The following is a 19250-nucleotide window of genomic DNA, read 5'->3' as shown; positions in this document are numbered from 1 at the left end:
GAAAAAGAGAGGGAAAATCATGGCAATCAGAAAGATACGAGAAGTCGGAGATGAAGTTCTGACAAAGAAATGCAAAAGCGTAGACAAAATGACACTGCGGACACAGATCCTGATCAAGGATATGTTTGACACAATGTACGACGCTATGGGCGTGGGACTTGCTGCGCCGCAGGTGGGCATCTTAAAACGCATCGTTACGATCGATGTGGGAGAAAACCCGATCGTGCTGATCAATCCGGAGATCCTTGAGACAGACGGAAGTCAGACAGGGGAAGAAGGATGCTTAAGTCTCCCGGGCAAATACGGCGTTGTTACGAGGCCGAATCATGTGAAAGTGAAGGCGCTGAATGAAAATATGGAAGAGGTCATCCTGGAAGGAGAAGGCCTTCTTGCCAGGGCTTTCTGTCATGAGATCGAGCATCTGGACGGACTGATGTACATGCGGCTTGCAGAAGATGGGATCCATGACAACAGTGCTGAGTAAAGAGGAGGAAGACAATGAAAGTCATTTTTATGGGGACGCCGGAATTTTCGGTAGGTACGCTAGAGGCACTGATCGAGGCTGGGCACGAGGTTGTTCTTGCGGTAACACAGCCGGATAAGCCAAAAGGACGGGGACACGAGATGCAGTTTCCGCCGGTCAAAGAAGCGGCTTTAAGATACGGGATCGAGGTATATCAGCCAAGGAGAATCCGGGAAACAGAATGTATAGAAAAGCTTCGGTTCTATCAGGCGGACATTATGGTAGTAATTGCTTTTGGGCAGATTTTGCCAAAGGAGATTCTGGAGATGACGCCGTATGGATGTGTCAATGTCCATGCATCGCTTCTGCCGAAATACAGAGGTGCGGCGCCGATCCAGTGGGCGGTCATTGACGGAGAGCAGGTAAGCGGTGTCACGACAATGCAGATGGATGAAGGTCTTGACACGGGAGATATGCTTCTGAAGACGGAAGTGGTGCTGGATCAGAAAGAGACCGGCGGAAGTCTTCACGACAAACTTGCAAAAGCAGGGGCAGCACTTTGCGTAGAGACATTAAGACAGATGGAAGCAGGAACAGTCATACCAAGCAAGCAGGGAGAAAGCCCGACTGCCTATGCCAAGATGCTGGACAAGACGCTGGGAAAAATTCGCTGGGAAGACAGCGCAGCGTCCATCGAAAGGCTGATCCGAGGTTTAAATCCGTGGCCAAGTGCATATACTACCTGGGACGGGAAAATAATGAAACTGTGGGCGGCGGACGTATCGGAAGAAGAAGGACCGAAAACTGCGGTGCCAGGAGAGATTGTCCGCGTGGAAAAAGATGCGTTCACGGTAAAAACAGGTCTTGGCTTGCTTATAGTCCGGGAACTACAGATCCAGGGAAAAAAGAGAATGGATGCAGGATCCTTCTTAAGGGGAGCGAAGATCAAAGAAGGAACGGTACTTTCATAGTACCGGCAGTATAAAGGAGAGACATACATGCCATTTTTCTATTTTGATCCCACATACAGTCTGGTCATCATCGGCGTGCTGATCTGTATGGCGGCGTCGGCACGTGTGAAATCCACTTACGCAAAATATAGCCGTATGCGGAGTCACACAGGGATGACAGGAAGAGAAGCAGCAGAAAGAGTGCTGAGAGGAGCCGGAATTTATGATGTGCGTGTCGAGCATATCAGGGGAAACCTGACGGACAACTATGATCCGAGAAATAAAGTACTTCATCTTTCAGATACGACGTACAATTCTGCATCCGTGGCAGCCATCGGAGTAGCGGCACACGAGTGTGGACATGCGATTCAGCACGCCAGAGGCTATGCGCCGATAAAGTTGAGAAGTGCGATCGTGCCGGTGGCAAATTTTGGATCAGCCATTGCCTGGCCATTGATTCTTTTTGGACTCCTTTTTCACAGTGAGTCCTCCGCCATGCTGATCAATCTGGGAATCCTTGCATTTTCTTTTGCAGTTCTGTTTCAGCTTGTGACGCTGCCGGTGGAATTCAATGCTTCCAGCCGTGCGATCCGTATTCTTGGAGATACGGGAATGCTTTATCCGGATGAACTCTCTGCAGCGGGAAAAGTGCTCCGGGCAGCTGCCCTTACTTATGTGGCAGGTGCGGCGTCGGCCATTCTTCAGCTTCTGCGAATCCTGATATTAACAGGAGGACGACGAAATGACTAAAACGACAAATGAGAGAGAGCTTGCTCTGGCGGTGCTTCTTTCTGTTTTGAAAGAAGGAGCGCCGGCGCATCTGGCTCTTCGGAATATTCTTGAAAAATATCAGTATATCGATAAAAAAGAGCGGGCCTTTGTCACGAGGGTCGTGGAAGGAACGCTGGAACATCTGATAGAGATTGACTACATCATCGATCAGTTTTCCAAAGTAAAATCAGCAAAAATGAAACCGGTTATCTGTATGATCCTCCGGATTTCTGTCTATCAAATGAAATATATGGATCATGTTCCGGATTCCGCTGTCTGCAACGAGGCGGTCAAGCTGGCAAAGAAAAAGGGATTTCAAAGTCTGGCGGGATTTGTAAACGGAGTGCTTAGAAATATCGGGAGAAATCTTTCCAGCATTACATATCCGAAAGAGCCGAAAAGCCTCTGCTGGTCTGTTCAGTATTCCATGCCGGAGTGGATCATAGATAAATGGCTTTTGGCCTACTCTGAAGATACAGTAGAGACGATTCTGCAGGATATTCAAAGGGAAAAACCGACTTGTATCCGGTTCGATCCGGACAAGATTTCAAAAGCGGACTTAACAAACAGGCTTTTGGCCGAAGGAGTGGAAAAGGCAGAGGAACATCCGCTTTTGCCATATGCACTTCTTATATCCGGGTATGACTACCTTGGTTTTCTGGAAAGTTTTGAAGAAGGGCTTTTCTATGTGCAGGATGCAAGTTCGATGATGGCGGTGGAAAGTCTTCCTGTGAAATCGGGGGACTATATCATTGATGTGTGCGCTGCGCCTGGAGGGAAGGCGCTTCATGCGGCGGAAAAACTTGCTGGGACAGGTCATGTGGAGGCGCGTGATCTGACGGAATATAAAGTAGGGCTGCTGAAAGAAAATATCGAAAGATGCGGTATGAGAAATGTGGAGGCAGTCAGGATGGATGCTCTCGTGTATGATGAGGCATCTTGTGAAAAGGCGGATATTGTGATCGCTGATCTTCCATGTTCAGGTCTTGGAGTCCTCTCAGGGAAAAAAGATATCCGTTACAGGATGACAGAAAAGCAGACCACAGAGCTTTCACAACTTCAGAGAAAGATGCTCTCTGTCGTGAAAGACTATGTGAAGCCAGGAGGCTGTCTATTGTACAGCACATGCACGATTAACAGAGAAGAAAATGAGGAAAATACCGCATGGTTTCTTGGGGAATATCCGGAGTTTGTATTGGAAAAGGAAAAGCAGTATCTGCCGGGCATCGATCCGTGCGATGGTTTTTACCTTGCGGTACTGAAAAAACAGGAGTCTTAAAGATGGAAAAGAAAGATATCGGTTCTTATACATTGGAAGAGTTACAAAAAGAGATGGCACAAATCGGGGAAAAGCCATTCCGGGCAAAACAGATCTACGAATGGATTCACAAGAAGCTCGTCCAGTCTTTCGATGAGATGAGCAACCTTTCAAAAACACTTAGGGAAAAGCTTGACCAAAACTATGAGATCGCGCAGGTAAAACTCGTGGAGCGGCAGATTTCCCGGATAGACGGAACAAACAAATTTCTCTTTGAGTTAAGTGACGGCAATATGGTAGAAAGTGTGCTTATGAAGTATAAGCACGGAAACAGTGTCTGCATTTCGTCCCAGGTTGGATGTCGGATGGGATGCCGTTTCTGTGCATCTACCATTGGAGGGCTTGTGAGAAACCTGACTCCGTCTGAAATGTTGCGGGAAGTGTACGAGGTGCAGAAATTAAGCGGCGGACGTGTATCCAACATTGTCATTATGGGAACGGGGGAACCTCTTGACAATTACGACAATTTTGTCCGTTTTATCCGGATGGTAAGCGATGCGGACGGCCTCAATATCAGCCAGAGGAACATCACAGCGTCTACGTGCGGCATCGTGCCGAATATCCGGAGATTGGCGGAGGAACATCTGCAGATCACGCTTGCGCTTTCTCTTCACGGTTCCACACAGGAGAAGCGGAAAAAACTTATGCCGGTGGCAAATAAATACGATCTTTCAGAAGTGCTCGATGCATGTGATTTTTATTTCAGAGAAACCGGACGCAGAGTGACATTTGAGTACAGTCTTGTCCATGGAGTCAATGATACGCCGGAAGATGCAGCGGAACTTACGCGTCTTTTGAAGCATCGCAACTGCCATCTGAATCTGATTCCAGTCAATCCGATAAAGGAGCGGGATTTTCAGAAACCTGACAAAAAATCTGCCATGATTTTTCAAAATAATCTTGAAAAAAATGGGATTAATGTTACTATTAGAAGGGAAATGGGCTCTGATATTGATGGAGCCTGTGGTCAGTTGAGAATAAAACACAGACAAGAATAAGGAGATGTAAATGAAAACATTTTCAATGACTGATATTGGAAGAAGAAGGGAAATCAATCAGGATTACGTGTTTGCGACGGATCAGCCGATTGGAAATCTTCCGAATCTGCTTGTGGTGGCCGATGGTATGGGAGGACACCGGGCAGGAGATTTTGCTTCCAAATATACAGTGGAAGTTCTGGAGAAAGAAGTACGAAACAGCAAAGAGACGCACCCGGAAGCAATTATCGGAAGTGCGATTCAGACTGCAAATGAGAAACTGATACAGGAAGCAGAAAGCGACAGCAGGCTGGAAGGGATGGGGACGACACTTGTGGCTGCCACTATCATGGACCGCACTTTGTATTTCGCGAATGTGGGGGACAGCAGGCTGTATTTGATAAATAAAGAAATCCGACAGCTTTCAAGAGACCATTCCATGGTAGAAGAGATGGTAAGGCTTGGAGGACTGACAGAAGAAGAAGCAAAGCACCATCCGGATAAAAACATTATCACGCGGGCTATCGGCGTCAAGAAAAGGGTAGAGCCGGACTTTTTTGAATATCGTCTGAAAGGTGGAGATATCATTTTGATGTGCAGCGACGGGCTGACAAATATGGTAGATGACGACGAGATTTTCCAAATCGTAAAAAGTTCCCGCGATATTGTGGAAGCAGTAGAAAATTTGATACAGAGAGCAAATGAAAACGGCGGTGCAGACAACATAGGGGTAATTCTGGCAGAGCCGTATGCAGATGAGGTGAGTGTATGGTAAAAGATGGTATCGTATTAGGGGAGCGGTATGAGATCATAAGCAAACTCGGCGCCGGAGGGATGGCCGATGTCTATAAAGGCCGCGATAAGATGCTGAACCGGTATGTGGCGGTCAAAGTACTGAAGAAAGAATACCGGGAAGATGAGACATATGTAAAGAAATTTCGTTCGGAGGCACAGGCTGCGGCTGGTATCATGAATCCGAATATTGTCAATGTCTACGATGTGGGGCTGGATCGTGGACTGTACTATATGGTTATGGAACTGGTGGAAGGCATTACGCTGAAAGAATATATTGCCAAGAAGGGAAGACTGACGCCAAAAGAAGTCATCAGTATTACCCTGCAGGTATGTGCCGGCATGGAGGCGGTACATAAAGGGCATATTATTCACCGGGACATTAAACCGCAGAATATTATCATTTCCAATGAAGGGAAGGTAAAGGTTACAGACTTTGGAATTGCCAAAGCTGCAAGTTCCAATACGACAAGCTCTAACGCCATGGGATCTGTCCATTATACATCCCCGGAACAGGCAAGGGGAGGGTTTTCCGATGAGAAGAGTGATATTTATTCTATCGGTATTACCATGTATGAGATGATTACAGGACGGGTTCCGTTTGATGGGGAGACGACAGTAGCCATTGCTGTCAAACATCTCCAGGAGGAGATTGTTCCTCCTTCAGAGTATGTGGATATCCCGTATAGTCTGGAGCAGATCATCCTGAAATGTACACAGAAAAATCCAGATAAGCGTTATCCGAACGTGACGCTGCTCTCCCAGGATCTGCGCCATTCCCTATCAGATCCAGAAGGAGATTTTGTGAGAAATACGGCGGCAGCGGCAGCAGGGTCTGAGACCGTGGCTATTACCGATGCTGAGAGGCGGAAGATACAGGATCGTTATACGGGACGTTACGACGGTGAGTACGATGATGAGTATGATGATGACGAATACGATGACGAGTACGATGAACCATACGATGACCGTTATGATGATGAATATGATGATCGGTACGATGATGACGACCGGTATCATGCAAGAGGCAAAAAAGGCACAAAACCTCGCATGAGCAAGACGATGAAAATTATTATGATTTTGATTGCGGTTCTGGCTGTCTGCGCGGCGGTGTTCGGTATCGGAAAAGCGTTTGGCATATTTGGATCGGAAAGAACCCAGGTAGAAGAAAAAGAACAGGTTGATGTGCCGGATCTTTCTGGTCTTACAGAGGCACAGGCAAGGGATGCCGCTGAGAAGCGAGGATTTAAATTGAAAGTGGCAGGGGAAGAAGCATCCGATGAAGAAGAAGGAACTGTCATCGACCAGACGCCGGCATATGGAAAACAGGCTAAGAAAGGTTCTACTATCGAAGTGACGCTCAGCAAAGGCCAGGAGATGGTGGCAGTGCCGGATGTTGCAGGAGATGACATCAGCACAGCTACCCGTAAGATAGAAGATGAAGGCCTGAAAGTGGGTGGAACGGAAGAAGAATACAGTGATGAGTACGAAGAGGGCGAGGTCATCCGAACGAGTCCTTCCGCTGCACGGGAAGTGGAGAAAGGAACGGAAGTTACTCTCTACGTGAGCAAAGGGGAAAACCCATCTACCCAGACAGTGACGGTACAGAATTTTGTGGGAATGCCGGAAGATGATCTGATTTCCTGGGCGGACAGCAATGGAATTTCCGTATCCCGTTCTGAGACGTACAGCGATACGTACGAAGAAGGAATGATCATTTCCCAGTCACTAAAGAGTGGGGAAATTTCCAAAGGCACGACGATTTCGTACGTTGTCAGCAAAGGAAAGAATCCGGATGAAGGCAATAGCGGAACTGATAGCGGAGATGACAATAAGAATCCGGACAGCGGTAATTCCGGAACAGAGGATCCGGACGGCAACACGGGATCATCCTCTACGGATTCCAAAGGTATCTGGGAATCCAATATTGCAGCATGGGCATCTGAACACGGAATCAAAGATTATACGATTAAATATGAGAAAAGCTCATCCGTGGAAACAGGTAAAGTAATCCGGCATGAGACGGGAAGCGACGGAAAGACTGTCTTTTATGTGAGCAAGGGAGCTTAAGGCAGTGCCGGAAAAAATACGACAGGAGACTTTCATGCAAGGAAAAATTGTGAAAGGGATTGCCGGATTCTACTACGTTCACGTAGTAGGATCCGGTGTTTATGAATGCAAGGCCAAAGGAGCATTCCGAAAAGAAAAACGAAAACCACTTGTCGGCGACAATGTGGAAATCGACATTTTGGATGAAGAAGAAAAGACAGGGAACATCACGGAGATCCATAGGAGAAAGAACGAACTGATCCGGCCGGCTGTGGCCAACATCGACCAGGCATTAGTTGTCTTTGCTGTGACGAAACCGAAACCGCATCTGAACCTTCTGGATCGGTTTCTCGTCATGATGGAATGTAAGGAGATTCCTGTCGTTCTTTGTTTTAATAAAAAAGATCTGTCAGAAGACAGAGAGTGGAAAAAGCTGCAGTCAATCTATGAGACATGCGGCTATCCGACGATCTTTTCAAGCGCGGCAAAAGAAGAAAATATCGATATGGTACGGCAGGCTCTGCACGGAAAGACGACAGTGCTGGCAGGACCGTCGGGAGTAGGAAAGTCATCCCTCATTAACCTTCTCCATCCGGAAGCTGGCATGGAGACAGGGGATATCAGCAGGAAGATTGAGAGAGGGAAACACACGACAAGACATTCCGAACTTTTTCCGCTGGACGAATACTCTTATATTATGGATACGCCGGGATTTAGTTCCCTTTATGTCAACGATTTTGAAAAAGAGGATTTGAAGATGTATTTCCGGGAATTTGAGCCTTATGAGGGAGAGTGCCGCTTTCAGGGCTGCAGCCATATACATGAACCTGGATGCAGAGTCAAAGAGGCGCTGGAAGCAGGGAAAATCCCCGAAAGCCGTTATAAAAACTATCTGGAAATGTACAAGGAACTGGAAGAAAAAAGACGTTACTAGAGGAGGTAGACATGAAGTATATTTTGGCACCGTCTATTCTTGCAGCGGACTTCAAGTGTCTGGAAAAGCAGATGAAGATGACGGAGGAAAGTGGGGCAGAATATCTGCATTTTGATGTGATGGATGGAATGTTTGTACCTAGTATTTCTTTCGGGATGCCGGTACTGAAATCCATTCGAAACGCTACGGATCAGGTTATGGATGTCCATCTGATGATACAGGAGCCGATACGATATGTGGAAGAATTTGCAAAAGCGGGCGCAGATATCATCACAGTTCATCTGGAGGCGTGTTCAGATGTGCAAAAAACGATTGAAAAAATCCGGGACTGTGGAAAAAAAGCTGCCATATCGATTTGTCCAGAGACGCCGGCAGCAGAGCTGGCGCCGTATCTTGAAATGGTGGATATGATCCTGATCATGAGCGTACATCCGGGATTCGGAGGACAAAAATTTATTCCGGATTCCCTTCAGAAAATCCGGGATGTGAAAGCTATGGTGGAAGAGAAGAATGTAAAGACAGATATCGAAGTGGACGGCGGGATCTACACGACGAATGTGGAGGATGTGCTGGATGCAGGCGCAAATGTCATTGTGGCAGGCTCTGCAGTGTTCGGAGGCGACCCGGCTGCAAACACGAAAGCAATGATGGAGATTTTGAAAAAGTATGAGTAGGATTACGATTATCATAACTGGAGGGGATGTAAATGACGCATTTGTCTTGTCCGTGCTGAATGCCTATCCCCAGAAAAGAATCATCGGAGTAGATAAAGGGCTTGAGGTTCTTTACCGGAATAAGGTGCTTCCGGATTATATTGTAGGAGATTTTGACAGTATCAAAGAGGAAGTGATCAGATATTACAGAGATGAGACAGACGTGCCGATCCGGGAATTTAATCCGGTAAAAGACGCCTCGGACACAGAGATTGCGATCAGGCTTGCCATCACACTTGGATGTGACAAAATGATCCTTCTCGGAGCTACAGGAAACCGGCTCGACCATGTATGGGCAACAGTCCAGTCGCTGGAGATCGCAAGCTCCGCCAATGTGGAAGCAGAGATTTTGGACAGGCATAATCGGATTCGCCTCTTTGACGGAGGACAGGAGATTCATCTGAAAAAGGCAGAGGCGTTCGGCAAATATTTTTCCGTATTCCCATGGAATGGGGATGTGGAGCGTCTTACCATCAAGGGTGCGAAATACCCCCTGGAAAATCATTACCTGAAGCCTTGCGACAGCTTGTGTGTCAGCAACGAGATACAGGATGAAGAGGCGGTAATTTCCTTTGCATTCGGAAAGATCCTTTTGATGGAAACAAGAGACGAATGCGGGGAGCAGGAGACGGTGCGTTCTGCGCATGCCCTGTAATAGAACAAAAGAATGGAGAAAAATTGAGATGAAATTAGGAATTGTTGGATTACCAAATGTTGGAAAGAGTACGCTTTTTAATTCCCTTACAAAAGCAGGTGCGGAGTCGGCAAACTATCCGTTCTGTACGATCGATCCAAATGTGGGCGTCGTGACGGTGCCGGATGAAAGGCTGAATGTGCTTGCAGATATGTATCAGACAAGAAAAGTTGTGCCTGCAGTGATCGAGTTTGTGGATATTGCGGGACTTGTAAAGGGAGCGTCCAAAGGAGAAGGACTTGGAAATCAGTTTCTTGCAAATATCCGGGAAGTGGATGCCATTGTTCATGTCGTACGGTGTTTTGAAAACAGCAATATCGTCCATGTAGACGGAAGCATCGATCCGCTTAGAGACATTGAGACGATCAATCTGGAACTGATCTTTTCTGATATTGAGGTGCTGGAGCGCAGAATCAGCAAGGCAGTCCGCGCGGCTCGAAATGATAAGACTGTGGCAAAAGAACTTGACCTCATGGAACGGATCAAAGCACATCTGGAAGAAGGAAAGATGGCGGGAAGTTTCGACGATATCCGGGATGAGGAAGAGCAGGAGTGGATCGTAAGCTACAATCTGCTGACATATAAACCTGTTATTTTTGCGGCCAATGTATCAGAAGACGACCTGGCAGATGACGGAGCGTCTAATGAAGGCGTAAAAAAGGTTCGGGAATACGCAAAAGAGGCCGGGTATGAAGTCTTTGTTGTCTGTGCGGAAATCGAGCAGGAAATCGCGGAGCTGGAAGATGACGAAAAACAGATGTTCCTGGAAGACCTCGGATTAAAAGAATCCGGTCTCGAGAAACTTATCAAGGCAAGTTACAGCCTGCTTGGGCTGATCAGCTACCTGACGGCAGGGGAACCGGAAGTAAGGGCATGGACAATACGCAAAGGGACGAAAGCTCCGCAGGCAGCCGGCAAGATCCATTCGGATTTCGAACGTGGTTTTATCCGGGCTGAGGTCGTGGCATATGACGATCTCATTGCATGCGGGACAATGACAGCTGCAAAAGAAAAGGGGCTTGTCAGATCCGAGGGTAAGGAGTATGTAGTAAAAGACGGAGATGTGATTCTTTTCCGTTTCAACGTATAAAGAACAGGGGTTAGAAAGTATATGCAGAATGCGGTATTTTTTCCAAATCTCGGGATCTGGTTCGGGGATGTGCCGGTTTCCGTATCCGTATTTGGAATTTCTGTCTCATATTATGGAATCCTGATGGGGATCGCTCTTGCGGCGGGAATTGCAGTTACGTGCGTGAGGGCAGTGAAGACGAGACAAAAGGCAGAAGATTATCTGGAAATCGCCATTGCAGTCACAGCCTTCGGCGTGATTGGGGCAAGATTGTTTTACGCGGCTTTTGCCTTAGAGTATCTAAAAGATGACCCGGCCAGTTTTTTTCGCTTTTCCGAGGGAGGATTTGCCCTTTACGGCGCTTTGCTGGGAGGAGCGGGCGCTGTTTTTCTTATGTCCAGAATCAAAGGTCTCTATCCGCTTGTTGTGCTGGACACAGCTGCGCCGGGACTTGCCGTTGGGATTGCCATCGGCAGATGGGGAGACTTTTTTGCCAGAGGATCGTTTGGCGAGTACACAGACGGAATCTTTGCCATGCAGATTCCTGTCTCAGCTGTACGTGCGGCTGATGTGACGGAGATGATGCGCAATCATGTTGTGCAGATTGAGGAGACAAATTTTGTGCAGGTTCATCCGACTTTTCTGTACGAATCAGTCTGGTGTTTACTTCTTGCAGTCTGTATCTTCCTGGCATCGAAGAAGAGACAGCAGGATGGGGAGCTGTTTTTGATTTTTCTTTTGGGGTATGGCCTCGGAAGATTCTGGATTGAAGGGTTCCGGACAGATTCCCTTTTGATACCGGGTGTTGAAAGCCCTGTTTCCCAGGTTATATCTGTTTTTCTTGTCTTGTTTTCTGCCATGTATTTTATATACAAGCGTGCAGGACAGAATGGACACATCAAGCCGCGGGGAGGCGGGATGTTTGGCAGGTCGAAAAAACGATTTTTTGGCAAATAGATATCATCTCCGTGTGGTGTATGAAAAAAGGAACAAAATATCAAGGCCCCACACTGGACTTTTGAAAATATTCGGGATATAATAACTATATCTATGAATTTAGAAACATTTAAAGAACCTAAGGAGGAATAAAGAAATGGGAAGATCAATGAAAACCATGGATGGTAACCATGCTGCAGCTCATGCTTCATATGCATACACAGATGTAGCTGCTATCTATCCGATCACCCCATCATCCGTTATGGCTGAAGCTACAGATGAATGGGCTACCCAGGGAAGAAAAAATATTTTTGGACAGGAAGTACAGGTTACAGAGATGCAGTCCGAAGCAGGTGCTGCAGGTACTGTACATGGTTCCCTCGCAGCAGGTGCTCTTACAACAACATACACGGCATCTCAGGGACTTCTTCTTATGATCCCGAACTTATATAAAATCGCAGGGGAACAGCTTCCGGGAGTATTTAACGTTTCCGCACGTGCTCTTGCAAGCCATGCCCTTTCTATCTTCGGAGACCACTCAGACGTATATGCATGTCGCCAGACAGGATGTGCAATGCTTTGTGAATCCAGTGTTCAGGAAGTTATGGACTTGACACCGGTAGCACACTGTGCAGCTATCAAAGGACGTCTTCCGTTCATCAATTTCTTTGATGGATTCCGTACATCACATGAAATCCAGAAGATCGAGACATGGGATTACGAAGATCTCAAAGATCTCGTTGATATGGATGCTATCGACGCTTTCCGTAAACATGCGTTAAATCCGAATCATCCATGTGAAAGAGGATCCGCTCAGAACCCGGACGTATTCTTCCAGGCAAGAGAAGCATGCAACCCGTTCTATGATGCAATGCCGGCTATCGTTCAGGAATACATGGACAAGGTCAATGCAAAGATCGGAACAAACTATAAACTCTTCAACTACCACGGAGCAGAAGACGCAGAACACGTTATCATCGCTATGGGATCCGTTTGCGAGACAATCGATGAGACAGTAGATTATCTCCTTGCAAAAGGACAGAAAGTCGGAGTTGTAAAGGTACGTCTTTACAGACCATTCTGTGCTGAAGCACTTGTAAATGCGATTCCGGATTCTGTAAAAGTAATCTCTGTACTTGACAGAACAAAAGAACCGGGAGCACAGGGAGAACCTCTGTACCTGGATGTTGTCGCAGCATTGAAAGGAACAAAATTTGACGGCGTGAAGATCCTCACAGGACGTTACGGATTAGGTTCCAAAGATACGACACCGGCTCAGATCGTTGCCGTATATGAAAATACAGAAAAAGAAAAATTCACGATCGGTATTGTGGATGATGTTACAAATCTTTCACTTGAAGTGGGGGCTCCGCTTGTGACAACTCCGGAAGGAACGATCAACTGTAAATTCTGGGGACTTGGAGCAGACGGTACAGTCGGAGCTAACAAGAACTCCATCAAGATCATCGGAGACAATACAGATATGTATGCTCAGGCATATTTTGATTACGACTCCAAGAAATCCGGCGGTGTAACAATGTCACACCTTCGTTTCGGAAAGAAGCCGATCAAATCAACATATCTGATCAAAAAGGCAAACTTTGTTGCATGCCACAACCCGTCCTACATCAATAAATACAACATGGTTCAGGAACTGGTTGACGGAGGTACATTCCTTCTGAACTGCCCTTGGGATATGGAAGGACTGGAAAAACATCTTCCGGGACAGGTAAAAGCATTCATCGCAAACCATGACATCAAGTTTTATGTGATCGACGGTATCAAGATCGGTAAAGAGATCGGACTCGGCGGACGTATCAATACGATCCTGCAGTCTGCATTCTTCAAACTGGCAGCTATCATTCCGGAAGAAGAAGCGATCGATCTGATGAAGAAAGCAGCAAAAGCGACATATGGAAGAAAAGGCGATAAGATCGTTCAGATGAACTACGACGCTATCGATGCAGGTGCAAAACAGGTTGTACAGGTTGAAGTTCCGGAAAGCTGGAAGAACGCAGAAGACGAAGGATTATTCACACCGGAAGTCAAAGGCGGAAGAAAAGAAGTCGTAGATTTCGTTAAAAATATTCAGGCAAAAGTAAATGCACAGGAAGGAAACTCACTCCCTGTATCTGCATTTACAGAATACGTAGACGGAACAACACCGTCCGGAACAGCTGCATATGAAAAACGTGGTATTGCAGTAGATATCCCGCTGTGGCAGCCGGAAAACTGTATCCAGTGTAACCGCTGTGCATACGTATGTCCGCACGCAGTTATCCGTCCGGTAGCTCTCACAGAAGAAGAAGCTGCAAATGTACCGGAAGGAATGCAGACAATTCCGATGATTGGTATGCCGGATATGAAATTCTCTATCACAGTATCCGCTTACGACTGTACAGGATGTGGTTCCTGCGCAAATGTATGTCCAGGAAAGAAAGGCGCAAAAGCACTTGTTATGGGCAACATGGAAGAAAATGCCGGAGAACAGAACTTCTTCGATTTCGGAAGAGAAATCCCGGTAAAACCGGAAGTTGTTGCAAAATTCAAAGAAAATACAGTAAAGGGAAGTCAGTTCAAACAGCCGCTTCTTGAATTCTCAGGAGCATGTGCAGGATGTGGCGAGACACCGTACGCAAAACTTATCACACAGTTATTTGGCGACAGAATGTATATTGCCAATGCGACAGGATGTTCTTCTATCTGGGGTAACTCCTCACCGTCCACTCCATACACAGTGAACGCAGAAGGCAAAGGACCTGCATGGTCTAACTCCCTCTTTGAAGATAACGCAGAGTTCGGATATGGTATGATGCTTGCAAACAAAGCACTCAGAAATGGATTAAAGACAAAAGTAGAATCCGTTGCAGCATCCGAAGAAGCATCTGAAGAAGTAAAAGCAGCATGTCAGGAATGGCTTGATACATTCTCATGCGGAGCTACAAACGGAACAGCTACAGATAAACTTGTTGCTGCTCTTTCTGGATGCGAATGCGAAGTATGCAAAGATATCGTAAACAACAAAGATTTCCTGGCTAAGAAATCCCAGTGGATCTTCGGTGGAGACGGATGGGCATACGATATCGGATTCGGCGGACTTGACCACGTACTGGCAAGCGGACAGGATATCAATATCATGGTATTCGACACAGAAGTTTACTCCAACACAGGCGGACAGTCTTCCAAAGCTACAAAGACAGGTGCGGTAGCACAGTTTGCAGCAGGCGGAAAAGAAACGAAGAAGAAAGACCTGGCTGGTATTGCAATGAGCTACGGATATGTATACGTTGCACAGATTGCAATGGGTGCAGACTTCAACCAGACAGTTAAAGCGATTTCCGAAGCTGAAGCTTATCCGGGACCGTCACTGATCATCGCATACGCTCCGTGTATCAACCACGGTATCAAGAAAGGTATGAGCAAAGCACAGACAGAAGAACAGCTTGCAGTAGAATGCGGATACTGGAACAACTTCCGCTTCAACCCGGCTGCAGAAAATAAATTCACTCTGGACAGCAAAGCTCCTACAGGAGATTATCAGGAATTCCTGAACGGCGAAGTACGTTACAATTCTCTTGTAAGACAGAACCCGGAAAAAGCAAAAGCATTATTCGAAAAGAACGAACAGGAAGCAAAAGAGAGATACGAATATCTCAGCAAACTTGTTGCACTGTACGGAAAGACAGAATAAGAATAAATGTAAAAATGATGAGGCATGGGACTTGTTCCCATGCCTCTTTCCCTTTCCAGTTTCGAAATCTTTTGAGGTATTTTTCAAAAGAAGGAAATGATAAGGCATAAATATTGTGCTATAATTTAGAAAAACAAGAGTACTCGTTAGAAAACACAGGAGAAAAAGATGAATGCAGAAGAGATCGTAAAAAAAGATATGGAGGCACTTTACCTGGGGAATCTCAACACCGTTGAATTTGATCTGGATCTTCCGGACAAAGGGAAATATGGATCTGATATCAAGTGGCGTTCTGAACATGAAGTGTATCTGGGATCAGACGGAAAAATCAGGAGACCTTCTTATGGCATGGGGAACCGGACCTATTCTCTGTGGGGAACATTTTCCTTTGGAGCGGTATCTGCCACAAAAGAATATAAAGTATGCATCCTGGAGGATCATCCCCGTATCCGGGTAAAAGGAATAGAGCCCGTCAATTTGGAAGCGGAAGTGGGTAAAGAATTCTTTTTGCCGCCTTCTTTGATTGTGTACACCGAAGAAGGAGAAACACTCATGCACCCGGTAGTATGGGAAGGCGGAAGCAAGAGAAAATATGGACAACAAGGGAGACGGACAGAGACGGGCATTCTGGACGATCTGTCTTTCCAGGTTGAGGCACAGATAAATGTGAAGGAAAAACTGGAAAAAGAAAAGAAGGACACAAAGCCGAAAATGAGATACTTCGATCATGGGGAGGCTGTTTTGGAAGGAGACAACCGTCTGACTCAGGCACAGGATGAGATGAGCCGCTTTCTTCTTTCCAGGGACGATGATCAGATGCTCTATAACTTTCGGGAAGCGGCTGGCCTGGATACGAAAGAGGCAGAGCCAATGACAGGATGGGACGCTCCGGAGTGCAGCCTGAGAGGACATACTACCGGACATTATCTTTCTGCCCTGGCACTTTGCTATAAAGCGACGGGAGATCAAAAGACAAAGCAGAAAGCAGAATATATGATCCGGGAGCTGGAAAAATGCCAGGAAGCCATGGGAAAAATGCCAGGAATTCACGAAGGATTTCTGAGCGGATATCCGGAAGAACAGTTTGATAAACTGGAAGCTTATGTGCCGTACCCGGATATATGGGCTCCATATTACACGCTTCACAAAATCCTGGCGGGGCTTTTGGACTGCTTTGAGTTCATCGGCAGTGAAACAGCACTTGGCATTGCGAAAAAGATGGGAAAGTGGGTGTACGATCGTCTGTCCCGGCTTTCACAGGAGCAGAGGCTTAAGATGTGGAGTATCTATATTGCCGGGGAATACGGTGGAATGAACGATGTTTTGGCGAGACTTTACGCAATCACAGGAGAAACATATTATCTGGATGCCGCCCGTTTTTTTGACAATGAAAAACTATTTTTTCCAATGGAGCAGAAAATCGACGCCCTTGATAAGATGCACGCAAACCAGCACATTCCGCAGATCGTTGGGGCGATGGAAATATTTAAAGTGACAGGAGAAAAAAGATACTATGACTTATCGGAGTTTTTCTGGAATACGGTAACAAAGAGGAGGACATACGCCATCGGCGGTACAGGGGAGGGAGAAATGTTTCATTGCCCGGACTGTATCGGAAATCTGCTTTCCCATCACACAGCCGAGTCCTGTGCATCCTACAATATGCTGAAACTTACAAAAGAGCTTTATCAGTATGAAGGAAGCAAAGAGATGATGGACTACTATGAACGGACACTCTTCAACCACATCCTTGCGTCCAGAGAACATGGCGTAAGCGGGGAATCGGTATACTTTACTCCTCTGGCTCCGGGAGGGAAAAAAGTATTTGAACGGGAGAATTCCTGCTGTCATGGAACGGGTATGGAGAGCCATTTTAAATATGCGGATATGATCTATGCGGCGGAGAAGGATAATCTGATCGTGAATCTGTTTGTGGAATCCTCACTGAGGTGGGAGGAAAAAGATGTTTTTGTAAGGCAAAAGACAGACATGGATGTTCCAGGGAAAATACAGATTGAAATCGAAGCTGGAGCCGATTTTGAGATGAAAATCAGAGATCCGTACTGGAACAATGGAAAGGCAGATATCTGGATGGATGAAGCCAAATGGGCACAGTTGTGCGAAAAAGACGGATATTTCTGTCTGGATATTCCGCAGGGTGTCCATGAGATACAAATACAGTTTTTCTGCTCTATAGAGACAGAAAGCCCGCAGGATCGGGGAGATCTTGGTGTTTTCCGATACGGTCCGTATATTTTGGCGGCTGTTCAAAAGGAAAACGAGTATCTGAAATTCCGGAAGGGGGAAAGACCTGTCCGGGAGAAAGGGAGCAGATTTCGACTTCGCGGAATAGAATTTCGTCCTTTGTTTGATATAGAGGAAGAGAACTATCACGTTTACTGGAAAAAAGAAGATTGACAGGAAAGGTTTTGGATAAATTTGGAATATTTATTCAAAACCTTTTTTTGAGCTTTGAAAAACGAAATAGAAAAGAATAAAATAGATAAATTTATGAATAAATATTTAAAAAGTGACAACTTTAAACATAAAATAACTTTTCAATTACGTGAAAAAGTAGACAAAAAATGTACAAAAGTCTAGTGCAAAATAGACAAGTGTATTTTGTGTAAAAATAATAAAACAGAAAAAATAAGAAAAAATAAAAAATAAATATAGAATATTTGAAAAAAACAAAATAAGATAGACAATAATGAGGGAAAATTGAGAAAATTAAACGAAATTAATTGTCACGATATTGACAGGAGAGATAGAAAGGTGGTAATATAAATATACATTTTAGATAGGGGGGTAAAACGTGAATACACTGCAGAAAATCAGAAATTACATGGAGGAGCACGAACTGGACTCCTTTTTTGTAGCAAAACCGGCAAATGTGCGCTATATCAGTTCCTATACAGGAGAGGACTCTTATCTGTACATAACCAAATCAAAACAGTACTTTATTACGGATCCAAGATATACGGAGCAGGCGTCTAATGAATGCCCGTCTTATGAGATCGTGAATTGGCGAACACCAGGAAATACCATCGGGAAGACGGTCGGTCATCTGGGCGAATGCGAGAATATAAAAACCATCGCCTTTGAAGAAGACTATCTGACTTTCGCGTTTTATGAGTCGATTCGGAACAGTGTAAAGGCAGAAATGATTCCTACATCGAATGTGACGGAAGAATTTCGCTCTGTAAAGACAAAAGAAGAGGAAGGATATTTAAGGGCGGCGTGTGAGATTGCATCGCGGGCGTTCGAAAAGATTGTCAAAGATATCCGTGTTGGAGTTACTGAAAAAGAGCTGGCATCCAGGCTGTCCCACTATATGGTTATGGAAGGAGCAGATACAAAGCCGTACGGAGGGATACTGATTTCAGGGGCAAGGACATCTCTTCTTCATGGAATTCCGTCAAGCAAATCCATAGAATACGGAGATCTGGTTCTGATGGATTATGGCTGCCAGTATAATGGGTATCTGTCTGATATGACCCGGACGGTAGTAGTCGGAAAAGCATCCGAAGAACAGAAAAAAGTGTATGATCTTTGCAGGCAGATGACAGAAGATGTGGAAGCAGTCATCAAACCGGGAGTGACAGGCATAGAGTGTTATGAGGCATCCTTAAAAGCTATTAAGGATACGCCTTATCTGAAATATAATTACGGAGGCATCGGACATGGCATCGGACTTTTCGTCCATGAACTTCCGTTTATCGGAAGCAATTCCACCGCAGTTCTCCAGAAGGGGAACATTATGACGGTAGAACCAGGAATTTATATTCCGGGCTGGGGAGGGATCCGGATCGAAGATCAGGGACTTATCACAGAACAGGGGTATGAAAACCTGATAAGTGCTACACACGATTTGATAGAAATCTAAATCAAAA

Annotated in this window: 15 protein-coding genes; all 15 read left to right on the top strand. The window is 45.7% G+C overall.

All coding sequences use genetic code 11. From position 1 onward, the window contains the following. Positions 1-19 precede the first annotated feature (19 nt). The 15 genes from def (at position 20) to FLB61_RS02080 (ending at position 19243) form a co-directional block, all read left to right on the top strand. Entirely contained in the window at positions 20-484 is a 465-nt protein-coding gene (gene def, locus FLB61_RS02150) for a peptide deformylase (RefSeq protein ID WP_087201900.1), read from the top strand. Between the two features lie 14 nt (positions 485-498). Next, positions 499-1434, top strand: coding sequence for a methionyl-tRNA formyltransferase (gene fmt / locus FLB61_RS02145; RefSeq protein ID WP_221919267.1), 936 nt, complete (start codon positions 499-501; stop codon positions 1432-1434). 27 nt (positions 1435-1461) lie between these two features. After that, complete coding sequence (locus FLB61_RS02140; RefSeq protein ID WP_087201896.1) at positions 1462-2163, top strand: zinc metallopeptidase; 702 nt, start codon at positions 1462-1464, stop codon at positions 2161-2163. Continuing rightward, positions 2156-3463, top strand: coding sequence for a 16S rRNA (cytosine(967)-C(5))-methyltransferase RsmB (gene rsmB, locus FLB61_RS02135; protein WP_221919266.1), 1308 nt, complete (start codon positions 2156-2158; stop codon positions 3461-3463). Before FLB61_RS02140 ends, rsmB begins: the two co-directional genes overlap by 8 nt. Positions 3464-3465: 2 nt before the next feature. Next, on the top strand, positions 3466-4500 hold the full coding sequence (gene rlmN, locus FLB61_RS02130; RefSeq protein ID WP_087211566.1) for a dual-specificity RNA methyltransferase RlmN: 1035 nt from the start codon (positions 3466-3468) through the stop codon (positions 4498-4500). 10 nt (positions 4501-4510) lie between these two features. After that, positions 4511-5254 (top strand): Stp1/IreP family PP2C-type Ser/Thr phosphatase, encoded by a 744-nt coding sequence (locus tag FLB61_RS02125; RefSeq protein WP_087201890.1) that lies wholly within the window; start codon positions 4511-4513, stop codon positions 5252-5254. Beyond that, positions 5248-7341 (top strand): Stk1 family PASTA domain-containing Ser/Thr kinase, encoded by a 2094-nt coding sequence (pknB, locus tag FLB61_RS02120; protein ID WP_221919265.1) that lies wholly within the window; start codon positions 5248-5250, stop codon positions 7339-7341. Before FLB61_RS02125 ends, pknB begins: the two co-directional genes overlap by 7 nt. A gap of 34 nt (positions 7342-7375) precedes the next feature. After that, positions 7376-8254 carry a ribosome small subunit-dependent GTPase A gene (gene rsgA, locus FLB61_RS02115; RefSeq protein ID WP_221919264.1) on the top strand — a complete coding sequence of 293 codons (879 nt, stop codon included), beginning with the start codon at positions 7376-7378 and terminating at the stop codon, positions 8252-8254. An 11-nt stretch (positions 8255-8265) separates the two neighbouring features. After that, complete coding sequence (gene rpe / locus FLB61_RS02110) at positions 8266-8928, top strand: ribulose-phosphate 3-epimerase (RefSeq protein ID WP_087201884.1); 663 nt, start codon at positions 8266-8268, stop codon at positions 8926-8928. Next, entirely contained in the window at positions 8921-9622 is a 702-nt protein-coding gene (locus FLB61_RS02105) for a thiamine diphosphokinase (protein ID WP_087201882.1), read from the top strand. The genes rpe and FLB61_RS02105 overlap by 8 nt, the downstream gene beginning before the upstream one ends. A 28-nt stretch (positions 9623-9650) precedes the next feature. Further along, positions 9651-10751, top strand: coding sequence for a redox-regulated ATPase YchF (gene ychF, locus FLB61_RS02100; RefSeq protein ID WP_087201950.1), 1101 nt, complete (start codon positions 9651-9653; stop codon positions 10749-10751). 21 nt (positions 10752-10772) lie between these two features. Continuing rightward, the gene (gene lgt / locus FLB61_RS02095; RefSeq protein ID WP_221919263.1) at positions 10773-11687 is read left to right on the top strand and encodes a prolipoprotein diacylglyceryl transferase; all 915 of its coding nucleotides are present in this window, start codon (positions 10773-10775) and stop codon (positions 11685-11687) included. A gap of 136 nt (positions 11688-11823) precedes the next feature. Next, positions 11824-15357: a pyruvate:ferredoxin (flavodoxin) oxidoreductase gene (nifJ, locus tag FLB61_RS02090; RefSeq protein ID WP_087201878.1), complete on the top strand. Its 3534-nt coding sequence runs from the start codon at positions 11824-11826 to the stop codon at positions 15355-15357. Positions 15358-15525: 168 nt separating this feature from the next. Further along, a complete protein-coding gene (locus FLB61_RS02085; protein ID WP_221919262.1) occupies positions 15526-17775 on the top strand; it encodes a beta-L-arabinofuranosidase domain-containing protein in 2250 nt (749 codons plus the stop codon). Positions 17776-18172: 397 nt separating this feature from the next. Then, the gene (locus FLB61_RS02080) at positions 18173-19243 is read left to right on the top strand and encodes a M24 family metallopeptidase (protein WP_221919261.1); all 1071 of its coding nucleotides are present in this window, start codon (positions 18173-18175) and stop codon (positions 19241-19243) included. The last annotated feature ends 7 nt before the right edge of the window (positions 19244-19250 follow it).

The sequence above is a fragment of the Sellimonas caecigallum genome, assembly GCF_019754295.1.
Classification (GTDB): Bacteria; Bacillota; Clostridia; order Lachnospirales; family Lachnospiraceae; genus Sellimonas; species Sellimonas caecigallum.
Note: the sequence above shows the minus strand (reverse complement) of the source record. Positions and strands in the feature narration are given on the sequence as shown.

Excerpts from the sequence above, each read along its gene's own strand:
- ychF (WP_087201950.1), top strand. The coding sequence starts at position 9,651 with ATGAAATTAGGAATTGTTGGATTACCAAATGTTGGAAAGAGTACGCTT.
- rlmN (WP_087211566.1), top strand. The coding sequence starts at position 3,466 with ATGGAAAAGAAAGATATCGGTTCTTATACATTGGAAGAGTTACAAAAA.
- def (WP_087201900.1), top strand. The coding sequence starts at position 20 with ATGGCAATCAGAAAGATACGAGAAGTCGGAGATGAAGTTCTGACAAAG.
- FLB61_RS02085 (WP_221919262.1), top strand. The coding sequence starts at position 15,526 with ATGAATGCAGAAGAGATCGTAAAAAAAGATATGGAGGCACTTTACCTG.
- FLB61_RS02125 (WP_087201890.1), top strand. The coding sequence starts at position 4,511 with ATGAAAACATTTTCAATGACTGATATTGGAAGAAGAAGGGAAATCAAT.
- lgt (WP_221919263.1), top strand. The coding sequence starts at position 10,773 with ATGCAGAATGCGGTATTTTTTCCAAATCTCGGGATCTGGTTCGGGGAT.
- fmt (WP_221919267.1), top strand. The coding sequence starts at position 499 with ATGAAAGTCATTTTTATGGGGACGCCGGAATTTTCGGTAGGTACGCTA.
- nifJ (WP_087201878.1), top strand. The coding sequence starts at position 11,824 with ATGGGAAGATCAATGAAAACCATGGATGGTAACCATGCTGCAGCTCAT.
- FLB61_RS02140 (WP_087201896.1), top strand. The coding sequence starts at position 1,462 with ATGCCATTTTTCTATTTTGATCCCACATACAGTCTGGTCATCATCGGC.
- FLB61_RS02105 (WP_087201882.1), top strand. The coding sequence starts at position 8,921 with ATGAGTAGGATTACGATTATCATAACTGGAGGGGATGTAAATGACGCA.
- rsmB (WP_221919266.1), top strand. The coding sequence starts at position 2,156 with ATGACTAAAACGACAAATGAGAGAGAGCTTGCTCTGGCGGTGCTTCTT.
- rpe (WP_087201884.1), top strand. The coding sequence starts at position 8,266 with ATGAAGTATATTTTGGCACCGTCTATTCTTGCAGCGGACTTCAAGTGT.
- pknB (WP_221919265.1), top strand. The coding sequence starts at position 5,248 with ATGGTAAAAGATGGTATCGTATTAGGGGAGCGGTATGAGATCATAAGC.
- rsgA (WP_221919264.1), top strand. The coding sequence starts at position 7,376 with ATGCAAGGAAAAATTGTGAAAGGGATTGCCGGATTCTACTACGTTCAC.